This window comes from Halomonas sp. NO4 (genome assembly GCF_010994375.1).
Lineage (GTDB): Bacteria > Pseudomonadota > Gammaproteobacteria > Pseudomonadales > Halomonadaceae > Halomonas.
The window spans coordinates 13,123-28,052 of record NZ_WHMA01000025.1 but is presented as its reverse complement, the minus strand read 5'-3'; the positions used below and the strand labels follow the sequence as shown (position 1 = coordinate 28,052).

The 14,930-nt window shown below is 68.4% G+C and carries 13 protein-coding genes; 4 read left to right on the top strand and 9 right to left on the bottom strand.

Translation table 11 applies throughout. The features are described 5' to 3' along the window. Positions 1–10: 10 nt before the first annotated feature. The 4 genes from rbfA (at position 11) to pnp (ending at position 4,012) form a co-directional block, all read left to right on the top strand. Positions 11–430, top strand: coding sequence for a 30S ribosome-binding factor RbfA (gene rbfA / locus FEF15_RS14695; protein ID WP_163559924.1), 420 nt, complete (start codon positions 11–13; stop codon positions 428–430). Beyond that, positions 430–1,353, top strand: a complete 924-nt coding sequence (gene truB / locus FEF15_RS14690) for a tRNA pseudouridine(55) synthase TruB (RefSeq protein ID WP_163559923.1) — start codon at positions 430–432, stop codon at positions 1,351–1,353. Before rbfA ends, truB begins: the two co-directional genes overlap by 1 nt. Positions 1,354–1,442: 89 nt before the next feature. Beyond that, positions 1,443–1,712 (top strand): 30S ribosomal protein S15, encoded by a 270-nt coding sequence (gene rpsO / locus FEF15_RS14685; RefSeq protein WP_163559922.1) that lies wholly within the window; start codon positions 1,443–1,445, stop codon positions 1,710–1,712. A gap of 167 nt (positions 1,713–1,879) precedes the next feature. Beyond that, positions 1,880–4,012: a polyribonucleotide nucleotidyltransferase gene (pnp, locus tag FEF15_RS14680; RefSeq protein WP_205598549.1), complete on the top strand. Its 2,133-nt coding sequence runs from the start codon at positions 1,880–1,882 to the stop codon at positions 4,010–4,012. A 99-nt stretch (positions 4,013–4,111) separates the two neighbouring features. Here pnp and FEF15_RS14675 read toward each other — a convergent pair whose 3' ends face one another. From FEF15_RS14675 to FEF15_RS14635, 9 genes are all read right to left on the bottom strand, one after another. Continuing rightward, positions 4,112–5,287, bottom strand: a complete 1,176-nt coding sequence (locus FEF15_RS14675) for an acetyl-CoA C-acetyltransferase (protein WP_163559920.1) — start codon at positions 5,285–5,287, stop codon at positions 4,112–4,114. A 194-nt stretch (positions 5,288–5,481) separates the two neighbouring features. Then, positions 5,482–5,862 (bottom strand): aspartate 1-decarboxylase, encoded by a 381-nt coding sequence (panD, locus tag FEF15_RS14670; RefSeq protein WP_163559919.1) that lies wholly within the window; start codon positions 5,860–5,862, stop codon positions 5,482–5,484. A gap of 49 nt (positions 5,863–5,911) precedes the next feature. After that, positions 5,912–6,760 (bottom strand): pantoate--beta-alanine ligase, encoded by an 849-nt coding sequence (panC, locus tag FEF15_RS14665; RefSeq protein ID WP_163559918.1) that lies wholly within the window; start codon positions 6,758–6,760, stop codon positions 5,912–5,914. 14 nt (positions 6,761–6,774) lie between these two features. Further along, a complete protein-coding gene (gene panB / locus FEF15_RS14660) occupies positions 6,775–7,566 on the bottom strand; it encodes a 3-methyl-2-oxobutanoate hydroxymethyltransferase (RefSeq protein WP_163559917.1) in 792 nt (263 codons plus the stop codon). 111 nt (positions 7,567–7,677) lie between these two features. Beyond that, entirely contained in the window at positions 7,678–8,175 is a 498-nt protein-coding gene (gene folK / locus FEF15_RS14655) for a 2-amino-4-hydroxy-6-hydroxymethyldihydropteridine diphosphokinase (protein ID WP_163559916.1), read from the bottom strand. Beyond that, a complete protein-coding gene (gene pcnB, locus FEF15_RS14650; RefSeq protein ID WP_163559915.1) occupies positions 8,172–9,575 on the bottom strand; it encodes a polynucleotide adenylyltransferase PcnB in 1,404 nt (467 codons plus the stop codon). The genes folK and pcnB overlap by 4 nt, the downstream gene beginning before the upstream one ends. Positions 9,576–10,406: 831 nt before the next feature. Next, positions 10,407–11,801, bottom strand: a complete 1,395-nt coding sequence (locus FEF15_RS14645; RefSeq protein WP_163559914.1) for a sigma-54 dependent transcriptional regulator — start codon at positions 11,799–11,801, stop codon at positions 10,407–10,409. Beyond that, on the bottom strand, positions 11,779–14,751 hold the full coding sequence (locus tag FEF15_RS14640) for an ATP-binding protein (RefSeq protein ID WP_163559913.1): 2,973 nt from the start codon (positions 14,749–14,751) through the stop codon (positions 11,779–11,781). Before FEF15_RS14640 ends, FEF15_RS14645 begins: the two co-directional genes overlap by 23 nt. Then, the gene (locus FEF15_RS14635) at positions 14,741–14,917 is read right to left on the bottom strand and encodes a hypothetical protein (RefSeq protein WP_163559912.1); all 177 of its coding nucleotides are present in this window, start codon (positions 14,915–14,917) and stop codon (positions 14,741–14,743) included. The genes FEF15_RS14640 and FEF15_RS14635 overlap by 11 nt, the downstream gene beginning before the upstream one ends. Positions 14,918–14,930: the final 13 nt, after the last annotated feature.

Below are 14,930 nucleotides of genomic sequence, written 5' to 3'. Positions count from 1 at the left end.
GGAGCCGGGCATGCGCGAGTTCAAGCGGACCGACCGGGTCGGCGACCAGCTGCAGAAGGAGCTGGCGGTGCTTATCCAGCGCGAGGTCAAGGACCCGCGCCTGGGCATGGTCACCGTCAGTGCCGTCACCGTCAGTCGTGACCTCGGCTATGCCGATGTCTACGTGACGCTGCTCGGCGAGCAGAGTCCGGAGCGCATCCGGGAGAACCTCCAGGTGCTGAAGAAGGCCGCGGGGTTCCTGCGCGGCCAGGTCGCGCGGCGCATCAAGCTTCGCCACGTGCCGGAACTGCGCTTCCACTTCGACGAGAGCCTGGTGCGAGGTCAGCACCTCTCCTCGCTGATCGACGAGGCGGTCGAAAGCGACCGCGCCCGTCATGCCGACGAGGAAGGCGGCGAGGCGGAGGACGGCGACGAGGGAGAGAGTCGCTAATGGCGCGTCGGCGTCGCGGCTTGCCGGTCAACGGGGTGCTGCTGCTCGACAAGCCCTCGGGCGTGTCCAGCAACCATGCCCTGCAGCGGGCCCGACGCCTCCTGCAGGCGCAGAAGGCGGGGCATACCGGCACGCTCGACCCCATGGCCACCGGGCTTCTGCCGCTGTGCTTCGGCGAGGCGACCAAGTTTGCCGCCCACCTGCTCGAGGCCGACAAGGTCTACCGCACCCGCGTCGAGCTGGGCAGAGTCACCGACACCGGAGACGCCGAGGGTGAGGTGGTGGCACGGCGTGAGGTGCCGCCGCTCAACGCCACCGATATCGAGGGCGTACTGGCGCGCTTTCGCGGCGAGATCGAGCAGGTGCCGCCGATGCATTCGGCGCTCAAGCACCAGGGCCGCAAGCTCTACGAGCTGGCCCGCGAGGGCAAGACAATCGCGCGTGCAGCGCGGCGCGTGAGGGTGTATGATGCCCGGCTGCTCGCCTGCGAGAGCGAGGCCTTCGAGCTGGAGGTGCGGGTCAGCAAGGGCACCTATATTCGCACCCTGGCCGAGGACATCGGCCAGGTGCTGGGCTGCGGGGCGCATATCAGCGCGCTGCGCCGGCTCGCCACCGGGCCCTTCGCTGCCGCCGACGGCATGCTGAGCCTCGAGGCCCTCGAGGCGCTGCCCGACCAGGTCGCGCGCGAGGCGGCGCTGCTGCCTGCCGACGTGCTGGTGGCCCACCTGCCGCGTCTCGATGCCGAGGCGTCGGCAGCGCAGCGACTGACTCACGGCCAGCCGGCGCGGCTGGCCACCGCCGGGCTCGCCAGCGGCGAGACGGCAAGGCTCTACCGTGACGGCACCTTCCTGGGCCTGGTCACGGTGACGGCGCCACAGGAGGTGGCGCCGAAGCGGCTGTGCAGCACGGCAGTCGCGCAATAGAAGGCAGGATCAAGCACGATTCGAGACTGCAAATATGCGTGGTCTCACCCATTCACATCATTCAGGCATATTGCTGACTGGAGAGACAGATGGCACTGACAGCCGAACAGAAGGCCGAGATCGTCAAGGAGTACGGCCGAGTCGAGAACGACACCGGTTCCCCCGAGGTGCAGGTGGCCCTGCTGAGCGCCAACATCGACGGCCTGCAGGACCACTTCAAGACCAACAAGCAGGATCACCACTCGCGTCGTGGCCTGATCCGCATGGTCAACCAGCGCCGCAAGCTGCTGGACTACTTGAAGCGCAAGGACTTCGAGCGCTATCAGTCGCTGATCCAGCGTCTCGGCCTCCGTCGCTAAGCGACGGCGCCAAAGGCGACGCAAAACGGGCAGCCCTCGGGCTGCCCGTTTTGCGTTTTTGGTCGGCCAAAGGCGCTAACCGGTAGCCCCGGCGGGCGTCAACCCCTAAAATGGTCGCCGAGTCGAAACGACCCATACATGAGATAGAAAAGTTGAAGGAAGTCGCCGTGAATCCGGTCAAGAAAACGTTTCAGTACGGTCGCAGCACCGTCACCCTGGAAACCGGGCGCATCGCCCGCCAGGCCACCGGTGCCGTGATGGTCACCATGGACGACACCGTGGTGCTGTGCACCGTGGTGGCGAAGAAGGAGGCCAATCCCAGCCAGCCCTTTTTCCCGCTCTCCGTTCACTATCAGGAGAAGACCTACGCGGTGGGCAAGATCCCCGGTGGTTTCTTCAAGCGCGAGGGGCGCCCCACCGAGAAGGAGACCCTGACCTCGCGGCTGATCGACCGTCCGATTCGCCCGCTCTTTCCCAAGGGCTTCATGAACGAGGTGCAGGTCATCTGCACGGTGCTCTCCACCGACCGCAACCATGACCCGGACATCGCCGCCATGCTCGGCACCTCGGCGGCGCTCGCCGTGTCGGGCGTGCCCTTCAACGGCCCCATCGGTGCCGCTCGCGTCGGTTTCAGCGAAGAGAAGGGGTATTTCCTCAACCCCACGGTGGAAGAGCTCACCACCTCCGAGCTCGACATGGTCGTCGCGGGTACCGAGAAGGCCGTGCTGATGGTCGAGTCGGAGGCCAAGGAGCTGCTCGAGGACGAGATGCTGGGCGGCGTGCTCTACGCCCACCAGGAGATGCAGGTGGCCATCGAGGCCATCAACGAGCTCGCCACCGAGGCCGGTGCCGAGCGCTGGGAGTGGCAGCCGCCGGCCGAGAACACCGCGCTCAAGGATGCGGTCGCGCAGGCCTTCGAGACCAAGGTGGGCGAGGCCTACCGCATCACCGACAAGATGGCGCGTCAGGATGCCCTGGCCGAGCTGAAGGCCGCGGCCGTCGCGCAGCTGGCCGGCGAGGAAGAGGGTCAGTTCGATGCCGACGCGGTCAAGGGCGCCTTCGCCAGCCTCGAGAAGCACGTGGTGCGCTCGCGGGTGATCAAGGGCGAGCCGCGCATCGACGGCCGTGACCACAAGACCGTGCGCCCGCTGGCCATCGAGGTGGGCACCCTGCCCAAGACCCACGGCTCGGCGATCTTCACCCGCGGCGAGACCCAGGCGATCGTCATCGCCACCCTGGGCACGCTGCGCGACGCCCAGCTGATCGAGTCGCTGGAGGGTGAGCGCAAGGATCGCTTCCTGCTGCACTACAACTTCCCGCCCTACTGCGTGGGCGAGGCCGGCTTCATGGGCGGGCCCAAGCGCCGCGAGATCGGCCACGGCCGCCTGGCACGGCGCGGTGTGCAGGCCATGTTGCCGAGCGACGACGAGTTCCCCTACACCATTCGCGTGGTTTCCGAGATCACCGAGTCCAACGGCTCGAGCTCCATGGCCTCGGTGTGCGGCTCCTCGTTGGCACTGATGGACGCCGGGGTGCCGATGAAAGCGCCGGTGGCGGGCATCGCCATGGGCCTGGTGAAGGACGACGACGGCTTCGCCGTGCTCACCGATATCCTGGGTGACGAGGATCATCTCGGTGACATGGACTTCAAGGTGGCCGGCAGCGCCGAGGGGGTCACCGCCCTGCAGATGGACATCAAGATCGAGGGCATCAACGAGGAGATCATGGAGCAGGCGCTGCAGCAGGCCCACGAGGCGCGTCTGCACATTCTCGAGCAGATGAACACGGTGATCGGCCAGAGCCGTGCCGAGGTCTCCGAGAACGCGCCCTCCATGGCCACCATCAAGATCGACCCGGACAAGATCCGCGATGTGATCGGCAAGGGCGGTGCCACCATTCGCAAGATCTGCGATGACACCGGCGCTTCCATCGACCTGGACGACGACGGCACGGTGCGCATCTACGCCGAGGACAAGGCGGCGGCCAAGAAGGCCATCGACACCGTGCTCGCCATCACCGCCGAGGCGGAGATCGGCAAGCTCTACCGCGGCAAGGTGGTGCGCATCGCCGACTTTGGCGCCTTCGTCAACATCATGCCGGGAACCGACGGCCTGGTGCACATCTCCCAGATCGTACCCGAGCGGGTCAACGACGTGCGTGACTTCCTCAACGAAGGGGACGAGGTGGTGGTCAAGGTGCTCGACATCGACAACCGCAACCGCGTCAAGCTCTCCATCAAGGAGATCACCCCCGAAGAGAAGGCCGCCTTCGAGGCCGAAGCGGCCGACAACACGGTGTAAGTAAGCCGGCGGCTGAATGCCGGAAGCTGGAAGAAAGACCGCCCCCGCAGCCTGGCTGCGGGGGCGGTCTCTTTTAGGCTCTGCTTTCGAGCTTTGCGCTTATCTTTCGATGGCCAGGGCAACCCCCTGCCCACCGCCGATGCACAGCGTCGCCAGCCCCTTCTTGGCGTCGCGGGCGATCATTTCGTGCAGCAGCGAGACGAAAATGCGGCAGCCCGAGGCGCCGATGGGGTGGCCGATGGCGATGGCGCCACCGTTGACGTTGACCTTGTCGGTGTTCCAGCCGAGCTCCTTGTTGACCGACAGTGCCTGGGCGGCGAAGGCTTCGTTGGCCTCGACCAGGTCCAGGTCGTCCAGACTCCAGCCGGCCTTCTCCAGGCAGCGGCGGGTAGCCGGGGCAGGGCCGATGCCCATGATCGCCGGGTCGACCGCGGCATTGGAGTAGCCCGCAATGCGTGCTAGCGGCTCGAGGCCCAGGGCCTTGGCCTTCTCGGCGGAGCAGATCATGACCACGGCGGCGCCGTCGTTGATGGAGGAGGCGTTGCCGGCGGTGACGGTGCCGTCCTTCTTGAAGGCGGGCTTCATGCCGGAGAGCTTCTCGGCGGTCACCTCGCGGGGGTTCTCGTCGGTATCGAAGACCAGCGGGTCGCCCTTGCGCTGGGGCACCTCCACGGGAACGATCTGGCCCTTGAACCTGCCCTCCTTGATGGCAGCCGAGGCCTTCTGCTGCGAAGCCGCGGCGAAGGCGTCCATGTCCTCGCGGGTAATGCCGTATTTCGCGGCCAGATTCTCGGCGGTGATGCCCATGTGGTAGTTGTTGAAGGCGTCCCACAGGCCGTCGTGGACCATGGAGTCGATGGCCTTCCAGTCGCCCATGCGCTGGCCGGTGCGCGAGTTGGGCAGCACGTGCGGGGCGAGCGACATGTTTTCCTGACCGCCGGCGAGGATCAGCTCGGCGTCGCCGCAGCGGATCGCCTGGGTGGCGAGATGCAGGGTCTTGAGGCCCGAGCCGCACACCTTGTTGATGGTCATGGCGGGCACGGCGTCGGGCAGCCCGGCCTTGATGGAGGCCTGGCGCGCCGGGTTCTGGCCGACCCCGGCGGTGAGTACCTGGCCGAGCAGCACCTCGTCGACCTGCTCGGGGGCAACGCCGGTGTTGGCGAGAATGTCCTTGATCACCAGGGCGCCTAGGTCGCTGGCGGGGATGCCGGCCAGGGAACCGCCGAAGGCGCCGACGGCGGTGCGGCGGGCGGCAACGATCACCACTTCTTGCATGGGAAGAACCTCCTGAACATGAGTGCGGGCGTCTGCCCCGTCAGCATAGGGGACCCTTGTGCACTGCGACAATGGCCAATATGGCTAAACTTGCCTGTTGTCAGGGCCCCTCAGTATAGCTGGCGTGGGGACGTACTGCTCGATCAGGGGGAGGATGCTGAGGGTGGCCAACCGGGAGGCAAGCCACCTCGGGCTCATGCCAACTGGACGGGAATGGCGTTGCTGGTGTGGCTGACGGCGTTGCCTTCCTGGAGATAGACCAGTGCCGGGGCGTGGGCGTCGAGCTCCGCCTCGCTGTAGTGGGCGTAGCTGCAGATGATCACCCGGTCGCCGGCACCGGCGAGATGGGCCGCGGCGCCGTTCACCGAGATGACCTTCGAGCCTTCCTCGGCGCGAATGGCGTAGGTGGTGAAGCGCTGGCCATTCTCCACGTTGTAGATCTGGATCTGCTCGTTTTCGCGAATCCCGGACATGTCGAGCAGCTCGCCGTCGATGGCGCAGGAGCCCTCGTAGTTGAGCACGGCGTGGGTGACGCGGGCCATGTGCAGCTTGGCCTTGAGCATGACGGTGTACATCGGCGGGAAGTCCTTGTGAAACCGCGTGGGTGTTGGATGAGGCGCTGCCTCAGGTGGGCAGCGTCAGGGTCAGGTTGTCGATCAGGCGCGCCGGGCCGAGCCGCGCCGCAGCGAGCAGCACGGCTTCCCGGGTGGTGGCGGTGACGGGGCCCAGGTCGCGGGCGCGTAGTTCGAGATAATCGGGTGCGAATCCCGACTGGCGCAGCGCCTCGTTGGCCTCGGACAGCACCGGCTCGGGCGCCTCGCCCGCCTCCAGGGCGTCGCGCGCCCGGCTCAGGGTGCGGTAGAGCGCCGGCGCCACCTGGCGCTCGGCATCGGAGAGGTAGCCGTTGCGCGAGGAGAGCGCCAGGCCGTCCTCGGCGCGCACGATGGGTACGCCGACGATCTCCAGGGGGAAATGCAGATCGGCGACCATCTTGCGGATCACCGCCAGCTGCTGGTAATCCTTCTCGCCGAAGCAGGCGAGATGCGGCTGCACCAGGTTGAAGAGCATGGCGACCACGGTGGCCACGCCGTCGAAGTGGCCGGGTCGGGCGCCGCCGCACAGCCCTTCGCTCACCTGGGGCACGCGCACCTGGGTCTGGTGGTCCAGGCCGTGCGGGTAGAGCGCGGCGCTGTCCGGGGCGAACAGCAGGTCGCAGCCGGCGGCCTCGAGCTTCGCCTGATCCTCGGCGAGGGTGCGCGGGTAGGCGGCAAGGTCCTCGTTCGGGCCGAACTGCAGCGGATTGACGAAGATGGTGGCCACCACCACCTCGGCCTGGCGGCGCGCCGCAGCGACCAGGGCCAGGTGGCCGTCGTGCAGGTTGCCCATGGTGGGCACCAGGGCGATGCGTTGGTCGCGGCGGCGGTGGTCGTCGAGTGCCTCGCGCAGGGCGGCAATGTCGCGCAGGGTACGCATGGCGGGCTCCGGGGTCAGAAGCAGTGCTCGGGGGCCGGGAAACGACGCGCCTTGACGTCGTCGTGGTAGCGGCGGAAGGCATCCTCGACGCTGTCGGCCTCGGCCAGGAAGTTCTTGACGAAGCGCGGCGTGCGGCCGTGGGTGACCCCCAGCACGTCGTGCATCACCAGGATCTGGCCGTCGGTATCGGGGCCGGCGCCGATGCCGATCACCGGCACCTCGAGCGCCTCGCTCACCGCGCGGCCGAGACTCGCCGGGACGCATTCCAGCAGGATCACCGAGGCGCCGGCCTCCACCAGGGTACGGGCATCCTCGAGGATCTGGGCGGCGCGCTCGCTGTCGCGGCCCTGCACCTTGTAGCCGCCCAGCTGGTAGACGGTCTGCGGGGTGAGGCCCAGATGGGCGCACACCGGGACGCCACGGCGGGTCAGCTCGCGGATGCCCTCGGCCATCCACGCCTCGCCCTCGACCTTGACCAGCTCGGCGCCGGCGCGCATCAGCGCCCCGGCGTCGCTCAGCAGGCGCTCGGTGGTGGCGTTGCTCATGAACGGCAGGTCGACCATCAGCAGGCTGCCGCCCTTGCCGCGGGCCACGCAGCGGGTGTGGTAGCAGATGTCGTCGAGGGTCACCGGCAGGGTGCTGGGATGCCCTTGCAGCACCATGCCCAGGGAGTCACCCACCAGCAGTACCTCGATACCGGCTTCGCCGGCCGCGTGGGCGAAAGTGGCGTCGTAGGCGGTGAGGCAGCTGAAGGGCTCGCTCGCCTGCTTGCGGGCCTTCAGTGTGCTCAAGGTCACGGTTTTCATGGCGTGCTCTCGTCGTGTCGTCGGGGCCGTTACCCCTCGGCCTCGGTGTAACCCGCGATTGTTACCCGAATCGCCCGAGGGTGTCGATAGGTAACACCTGGCGGGTTGTCGTCAGATCGCCGGTAACACCGGGTGCAGGTCGGTGCCGTCCAGACCGGCCGCCACGGCAGCGATCGTGCGCCCGTCCGGCAGGGTCCACGAGCCCGCTAGCTCGGCCAGCGGCACCATCACGAAGCTGCGGCCCAGCATCTCGGGGTGGGGCAGCGTCAGGCGCGGTGTGTGCAGGGACAGCCCTCCGTAGAGTAGCAGGTCGAGGTCAAGTGTCCGGGGGCCCCAGCGCCGGCGACGTAGGCGGCGATGGCGCTGCTCCAGCGCCTGCAACTGGTCGAGCAGGGCGAGCGGCGAGAGCCGGCTTTCCAGGCGCGCCGCGGCGTTGATGAAGTCGGGCTGGTCCTGAGGCCCCAGGGGGCGACTCGCATAGAGCCGCGAGCCCGAAAGCCGACGGGTGAGGGGCAGCCGGTCGAGTTCCTCGAGCGCCCGTTCGACGTGGCCCTGCGGGTCGTCGAGGTTGCTGCCCAGCCCGACGTAGAGGTGGCGCTCCAGGCTCATGACTCGGGGCGTGTGCTGCGCCGCCGGCGCTTGCGGGGCCTGCGGCGGCCGCGACCGTTGCCGCCCGGGCCGGTGTCGTCGCCTGCTTTGTCCAGCAGGCGTGCCTGTTCGTGGTCGTCCCCGTCCTGGAAGGCGGTCCACCAGTCGCCGAGCCCCGGGGCGATCTCGCCGGCGGCCTCGCGCAGCAGCAGGAAGTCGTAGGCGGCGCGGAAGCGCGGGTGCTCGCGGGTCTGGCGGGCGCGCTTGCCGCTGCGCTTGGGCAGGCGCTGCTGGAGTTCCCAGATGTCGCGCATGGGCAGGCTGAAGCGCTTGGGGATGGCGATGTGCTGCAACTGTCGGGAGATCACCTGCTGGGCGGCGGCCTGCTGGGCGGGGATGGGCGGCATGCCCTCGGCCTCCAGGGCTGCCTGGCGCTGCTGGCTCGGGCCCCACAGCAGGGCGGCGAACAGGAAGGCCGGCGTCACCGGGCGCTCCTCTTCGACGCGCCGGTCGGTGCTGGCCAGAGCCGCCTCGATCAGCGGTTCCGCCCAGGGCAGCTCGGCCATGACTTCCTCGGTTTCCGGGAAGAGCATGGCGAACAGGCCGTAGTGGCGCAGCAGGCGGAAGGTGGCCACGCCATGGCCGGCCATGAACAGCTTGAGAATCTCGTCGAACAGGCGCGCCGGCGGAATCTGCAGCAGCAGCGGGGCGAGCGTCTCGATCGGCGCTTCGGTGGTCGGAGCCAGCTGGAAGTCGAGCTTGGCGGCGAAGCGCACCGCGCGCAGCATGCGCACGGGGTCCTCGCGGTAGCGGGTCTCCGGATCGCCGATCAGGCGCAATGTGCGCGTCTCGATGTCGTGCACGCCGTTGGCGAAGTCGTGGATCGAGAAGTCGGCGATGCTGTAATAGAGGGCATTGATGGTGAAGTCGCGGCGCAGGGCGTCTTCCTCGATGTTGCCCCAGACATTGTCCCGCAGCAGCAGGCCCTCTTCGGAGCGATGGGCGATGTGGTCGCCGTGGTCATCGCCGTGCCGCCCGCGGAAGGTGGTGACCTCGATCACCTCGCGGCCGAAGCGCACGTGCACGATGCGAAAGCGTCTGCCGATGATCCGGGAGTTCCGGAAGAGGTCGCGTAGCTGCTCCGGCGTGGCATCCGTGGCTACGTCGAAGTCCTTGGGCATGCGACCGAGCAGTGCATCACGGATGCAGCCGCCCACCAGATAGGCCTCGAAACCGGCGTTGTGCAGGCGATAGAGCACCTTGAGCGCCGGTTCGCTGAAGTGCTGGCGCGATACGGGATGGTCGCTGCGGGGAATGATGAGGGGCCCGGCACGGCCGCCGGCGGCGGCTTCCTCGGGGCCGAAGAGAGTGCGCAGGTGAGCGCCGGGACTCTGCAGAAAGCGGGTAAATCCTTTGAACATGCGGCGATATCGCCTCGCGCGGTGTGCGAAAACCCTAGAGTGTAGCCGACCCCCGACACCTTGGGAAACACCCGTGGGTGGCGCCCACAGCAAAAGAGGAGGCCCGAAGGCCTCCTCTGACAGGTCGAAAACGCTGCATCCATGCGGCTGTTTCTTCTTCGTGATGGCGCATCGCCTTGAATACGCACCACAGTCACCAAGGCGTTCACAGGCAAGCCGTGTTGTTGTGCTTGTCGACGTTCCTGATAGCGACCGTCTCGTATTCAAAACAATAATCCAACCACGACGGCATTCAGATTGCCTCCCTTCGGCTTGTTGCTGTTGTTGGCCGAAGGTGCGCCGTGACGGCCCTTGTTCTTGTTGGTGGCCGAGTGAGCGCGTCGCGTCCTGATGGATCCGGTGCTTCGCTGATTGTTGTTGTTGGGGAGCGAAGGGCGGAAGATGCCGGGGCCTGTGTAGTTGTTGTTGCGCCCGTTTCCGCGTCATCCCACGGCCCGTGGTTGTTGTTGTTGGCACGGGCCCTGTCTCGCCTGGCCGCCTGGTTGTTGTTGTTGGCGCGGGGACAGCCGGATGTTGTTTTTCTTGCCATGGGAGTTGCATGCCATGTGCCATGATGGTCTTTTTTCTGGGAAAACAGCTGGCTATAAAATCACGGCGGCGCGAGCGGAGGCGTGAGCGGAGGATGTGTTACCGCCTTCGCGCCAAAGCGGGGCGCTTGCTGTGTGGGAAGGTAACACCTGGTGCAGAAGTCGCCGGGGGCGCACGACAATTCCCGGCAAGGCGCGGGTGTGCCGGGCGTTCAACCATGGTCGTAGCGGTGGCCTGGCAGACTCAGCTGGCCGTGCGGCGTGCCGGCTTCTTGCGCGGGATGCCCAGGCGCTGGCGGCGCTCCCACAGGCACTTGCGACTGATGCCGAGCTTCTGGGCCAGTTCGGTCTCGCTCATCTGGTCCTGGTGCTCGAGCACGAAGTGCTGGAAGTAGTCCTCCAGCGAGAGGTCCTCCTCGCCCTCGGCCGCGTCGTCCGCGGCGGATTCGAGGCTGCGCGGGGTCGGCTCGGCCGGGGGGCGGGCGACGCTGGCCGGCCCCGGGGTGAGGCCCAGGTCATCGGGGTGGATCAGGTGCCCCTCGGCGAGGATGACGCCGCGCTCCAGGGCGTTCTCGAGTTCGCGCACGTTGCCGGGCCAGGGGTATTGGCGAATTTCCTGGCGGGTGGCGCGGGAGAGGCGCAGGCCGCTGCGACCGTGGCGGCGGCACGCCTTCTCCAGCAGCACGTCGGCGATCATCAGGATGTCGTCCTCGCGGTCGCGCAGCGGCGGCAGGTCGATTTGCATCACGTTGAGGCGATAGTAGAGGTCGAGGCGGAACTCGCCGGTCTTGGAGAGTGCGCGCAGGTCGCGATGGGTGGCGGCGATCAACCGCACGTCCACGTGGCGTGTCTCCACCGAGCCGATGCGGCGGATCTCGCCCTCCTGCAGCACGCGCAGCAGGCGCGCCTGGGCGTCCAGCGGGAGCTCGCCGATCTCGTCGAGGAAGAGGGTGCCGCCGTCGGCGGCTTCCACCAGGCCGGTACGCGCGGCGCTGGCCCCGGTGAAGGCGCCCTTCTCGTGGCCGAACAGCTCCGATTCGATCAGCGTTTCGGGGATGGCAGCGCAGTTGACGCAGATCAGCGGGGCGTGGGTGCGCTGGCTCTGCTGGTGGAGGGCGCGCGCCACCAGCTCCTTGCCGGTGCCCGACTCGCCCTGGATCAGCACGGTGACGTCGGCTGGGGCGGTCTTGCGGATGCGCGTGTAGACCGCCTGCATGGCCGAACACTCGCCGATCATCTGATGGCGGGCGCCGGCCTTGTCGGTGATGTCCGGGGGTTCGGTGTACCGCGACGCCTGCTGGTGCAGCACGCGGGCCACGGTTTCCAGCAGCTCGTCGTGATCGAAGGGCTTGGCGACATAGTCCACTGCCCCCTGCTTGAGGGCATCGACCGCCGAGCGCATGCTGGCGTAGCTGGTCATGATCAGCACCGGCGTCGGTGCCGCGCGTGCAATCAGCTCGGTACCGGGCTCGCCCGGCAGGCGCAGGTCGCTGATCACCAGGTCGAAGCCGTTCGGCTCCAGGGCCAGGGCGTCGTCCACGGAGCCGGCCTCGCTGACGCGATAGTCGTGGCGCTCGAGCAGGCGGCGCAGGGCCGTGCGGATGATGGCTTCGTCTTCAACGATCAGAATCCGGCTCATCGGTGGTGTCACCATCCTGTCGGTCGGTGGGCAGCCAGAGGCTGATGCGGGTGCCGCGCGTCCGGTCGGGAGGCGGCGAGTCGATCTCGATCCGTCCGTGGTGCTCGGCAACGATGCTGTAGACCAGCGGCAGCCCCAGGCCGGTTCCCTCACCCGGCGGCTTGGTGGTGGTGAACGGCTCGAACAGGTGCTCGCGCATTCGGTCGTCGAGTCCGTGGCCCTCGTCGGTGACGCTGACCTTGAGCCAGTCGCCCTCGCGGTCGGCCGCGACGGTGATCTCTCCGCCGGGCTCGCTGGCGTCCCGGGCGTTGCTGAGCAGATTGATCATCACCTGCTGCAGCCGCTGGGCGTCGCCGATCGCCTCCAGGTCGGGCGTGCAGAGATTACGGTAATGGACATCCTCGCCCGAGCGCGCCAGGCGGATCAAGTGCAGTGCCTCCTCGGTGACCGTGGCGATGGCCACCGGCGCGAAGCGGCTGCCGCCCACATGGCGCCCGCCATGGGCGAAGCCGACCAGCGAGGAGACGATGCGCGAGACGCGGTCGGTGAGCTGCTGTATCTGCCCGGCGGTCTCCAGCACCTGGGGGTCCTCGGTGTCGTAGCGCAGGTTCTGGGCCAGCGACGAGATGCCGGTGATGGGGTTGCCGATCTCGTGGGCCACGCCGGCGGCCACCTGCCCGATGGAGGCGAGCCGCGCGGCATGGACCAGTTCGTCCTCCAGCCACTTCAGCTCGCTGTGATCCTCGATCAGGATCACCGTGCCGCCGCGGAGGTCGTCGTCGGCGGGCAGCTCGGCGCGGTGCAGCGTCAGGTAGCGGGTGGTGCCGCCAAGTGTCACCGGCTGCTTGTAGAGGTGATCGTCCGGTGCCGCGAGCAGGCGACCGAGCAGCTCGCCCCAGGGGGCTGGCAGGCCGTCGCGGCGAGCACCGACCACGCTTGTGCCGTCGATGCCGGAGAGCTCGGCCAGGGCGTCGTTCCACATCAGCAGCTCGTCGTCGACGCCGAAGGTGCACAGGCCCACGGGCAGGCGGGCGAGGATGCGGCGGTGGTAGCGGCGCAGGCCGTCGAGTTCGCGGGCCAGGCCGGTGAGCCGTGAGCGGTAGGCCTCCAGGCGGCTCTCGACGAAGTGGATGTCCTCGGTGGCATCCTGGCCCCCGTGGCGATAGGGCAGGTAGCGGTCGACGATGTCCTGGGCCACCGAGGGGCCCATCAGGCCGGAGAGATTGGCCTGGATGCGGTCACGCAGCCGGCGCAGCGCATAGGGGCGCCCGTCGAGCGGCGACAGGCCGAGGTCGGCCAGGGCGCGCTCCACCTCCCGCTCGGCGACCTCCTTGCCCAGCGCCCGCGCCAGGTGATGCGTGAAGTCGGCGCCGGTGGCAGCCTGCAGCGGCAGGCGCTTGGGGCGGATCACCGCGTCCACCGAGCACGCCTCGGCGGCGGCACGCTCGCCGGCGGAGGTGTGGCTGGCCAGCGATACCAGGATGAGAATCAGGCTGTTGGCGGCCAGCGAGACCAGCGCCACGACGTACCAGCCGGGCTCGCCGGCAAGGCCCTCCAGCCCCGGGGGAATGAGCACCAGCGCCGGCCAGCCGGCGAGCAGCGGCAGCCACAGGCCGGCCAGCCATATCAGGGTGCCGACCGTGAGCCCCGCGACCATCCCCTTGCGATTGGCCCCGGGCCAGTAGAGCAGCGCCAGCAGGCCCGGCAGGCACTGCGCCATGCCGACGAAGGCGGCGAGCCCCAGGGTGGTCAGGTCGTGGTGTACGCCGATCAGGTGATAGAAGAGCCAGCCGCCGAGGATCACCGCGGCGATCAGCGCCCGGCGCAGCCAGCGCAGCCAGCGGTAGAGATCGGGCTGGGCGTCGGGCGGGTGGGCGACCAGCAGCACGTGGTTGAGGATCATCCCCGACAGGGCCAGGGCGATGATGATCATGGTGCCACTCGCCGCGGCCAGGCCGGCCAGGAAGGCGAGCGCCCCCACCCAGGCGGCCTCCGACAACATGAACGCCAGGTAGGCGCTACCCACGGCCTGGTCATGCCCCTGGGCCTGGGCGGCCCACAGGATCAGCGGCACCGGAATGGCCATCAGCAGCAGGAAGAGCGGCAGGGTCCAGCTCGCCTGCAGCAGGGTGCGCCGCGACAGCGTCTCGGCGAAGGTGATGTGGAACATGTGCGGCATGAGCAGCGCCGCAGCGAAGAAGAGCAGCAGCAGGGTGCGCCAGTGGGCGGCATCGGGCTGGGCGCTGGCGGCCTGGTGCAGCTGGCCGGGGCCGTCGAGCCACGCCTGGAGATCGGCGGGGCCGTGGAAGACGCCGAACAGGGCGACGGCACCGAGGGTCAGCAGGGCGCCGAGCTTGATCACCGACTCGAAGGCGATCACCGCGAGCAGGGTGTCGTGGCGGGCGTGCAGGCGGCTGTGGCGGGCGCCGAAGAGCATCGCGAACAGGGCGCTCAGGGCGCAGAAGACCAGTGCCAGCAGGCCCGGCGAGGCGGCGCCGGTCAACAGCTGGATGCTGTCGCCCAGGGTCTGCACCTGCAGGGCAAGCAGCGGGAGCACGGCGAGCAGGCTGACCACGGTGATCAGGGTGCCCACCCAGCGCGAGCGGAAGCGGAAGGCGAAGAGGTCGGCCAGGGAGGCGAGCTGATAGCTGCGCGTCAAGCGCTGAATGGGCACCAGCAGCACCGGGGCGAGCAGGAAGGCGCCGGCCACGCCCAGGTAGTAGGCGAGGTAGCCGTAGCCGCTGCTGGCGGCAAGCTCCAGGCTGCCGTAGATCGCCCAGGCGCTGGCGTAGACGCCCAGTGCCAGCGTGTAGACGGCAGGATGGCGGGTCACGGCGCGGCCGACCCAGCCGCGCTCCACGGCCAGGGCCAGCAGGAAGAGCACCAGCAGGTAGCCGGTACCCAGGGCGACCAGGCCGCCCGGGGAGAGGCGCGCCAGCTCAGCGCTCATCGAGTTTCCTCTTCTGCTCCAGCCACAGGGTGAGGGCGATCAGCACGCCCCAGATGGCGAAGGGACGGTACCAGGCCACGCCGGGGCTCGACCAGCCGCTCATCAGCAGCGGCGAGAGCAAGTAACCCACGAACACCAGCAGCAGCATGATGCGGTAGACGTACATGGCCGGTGCCTCG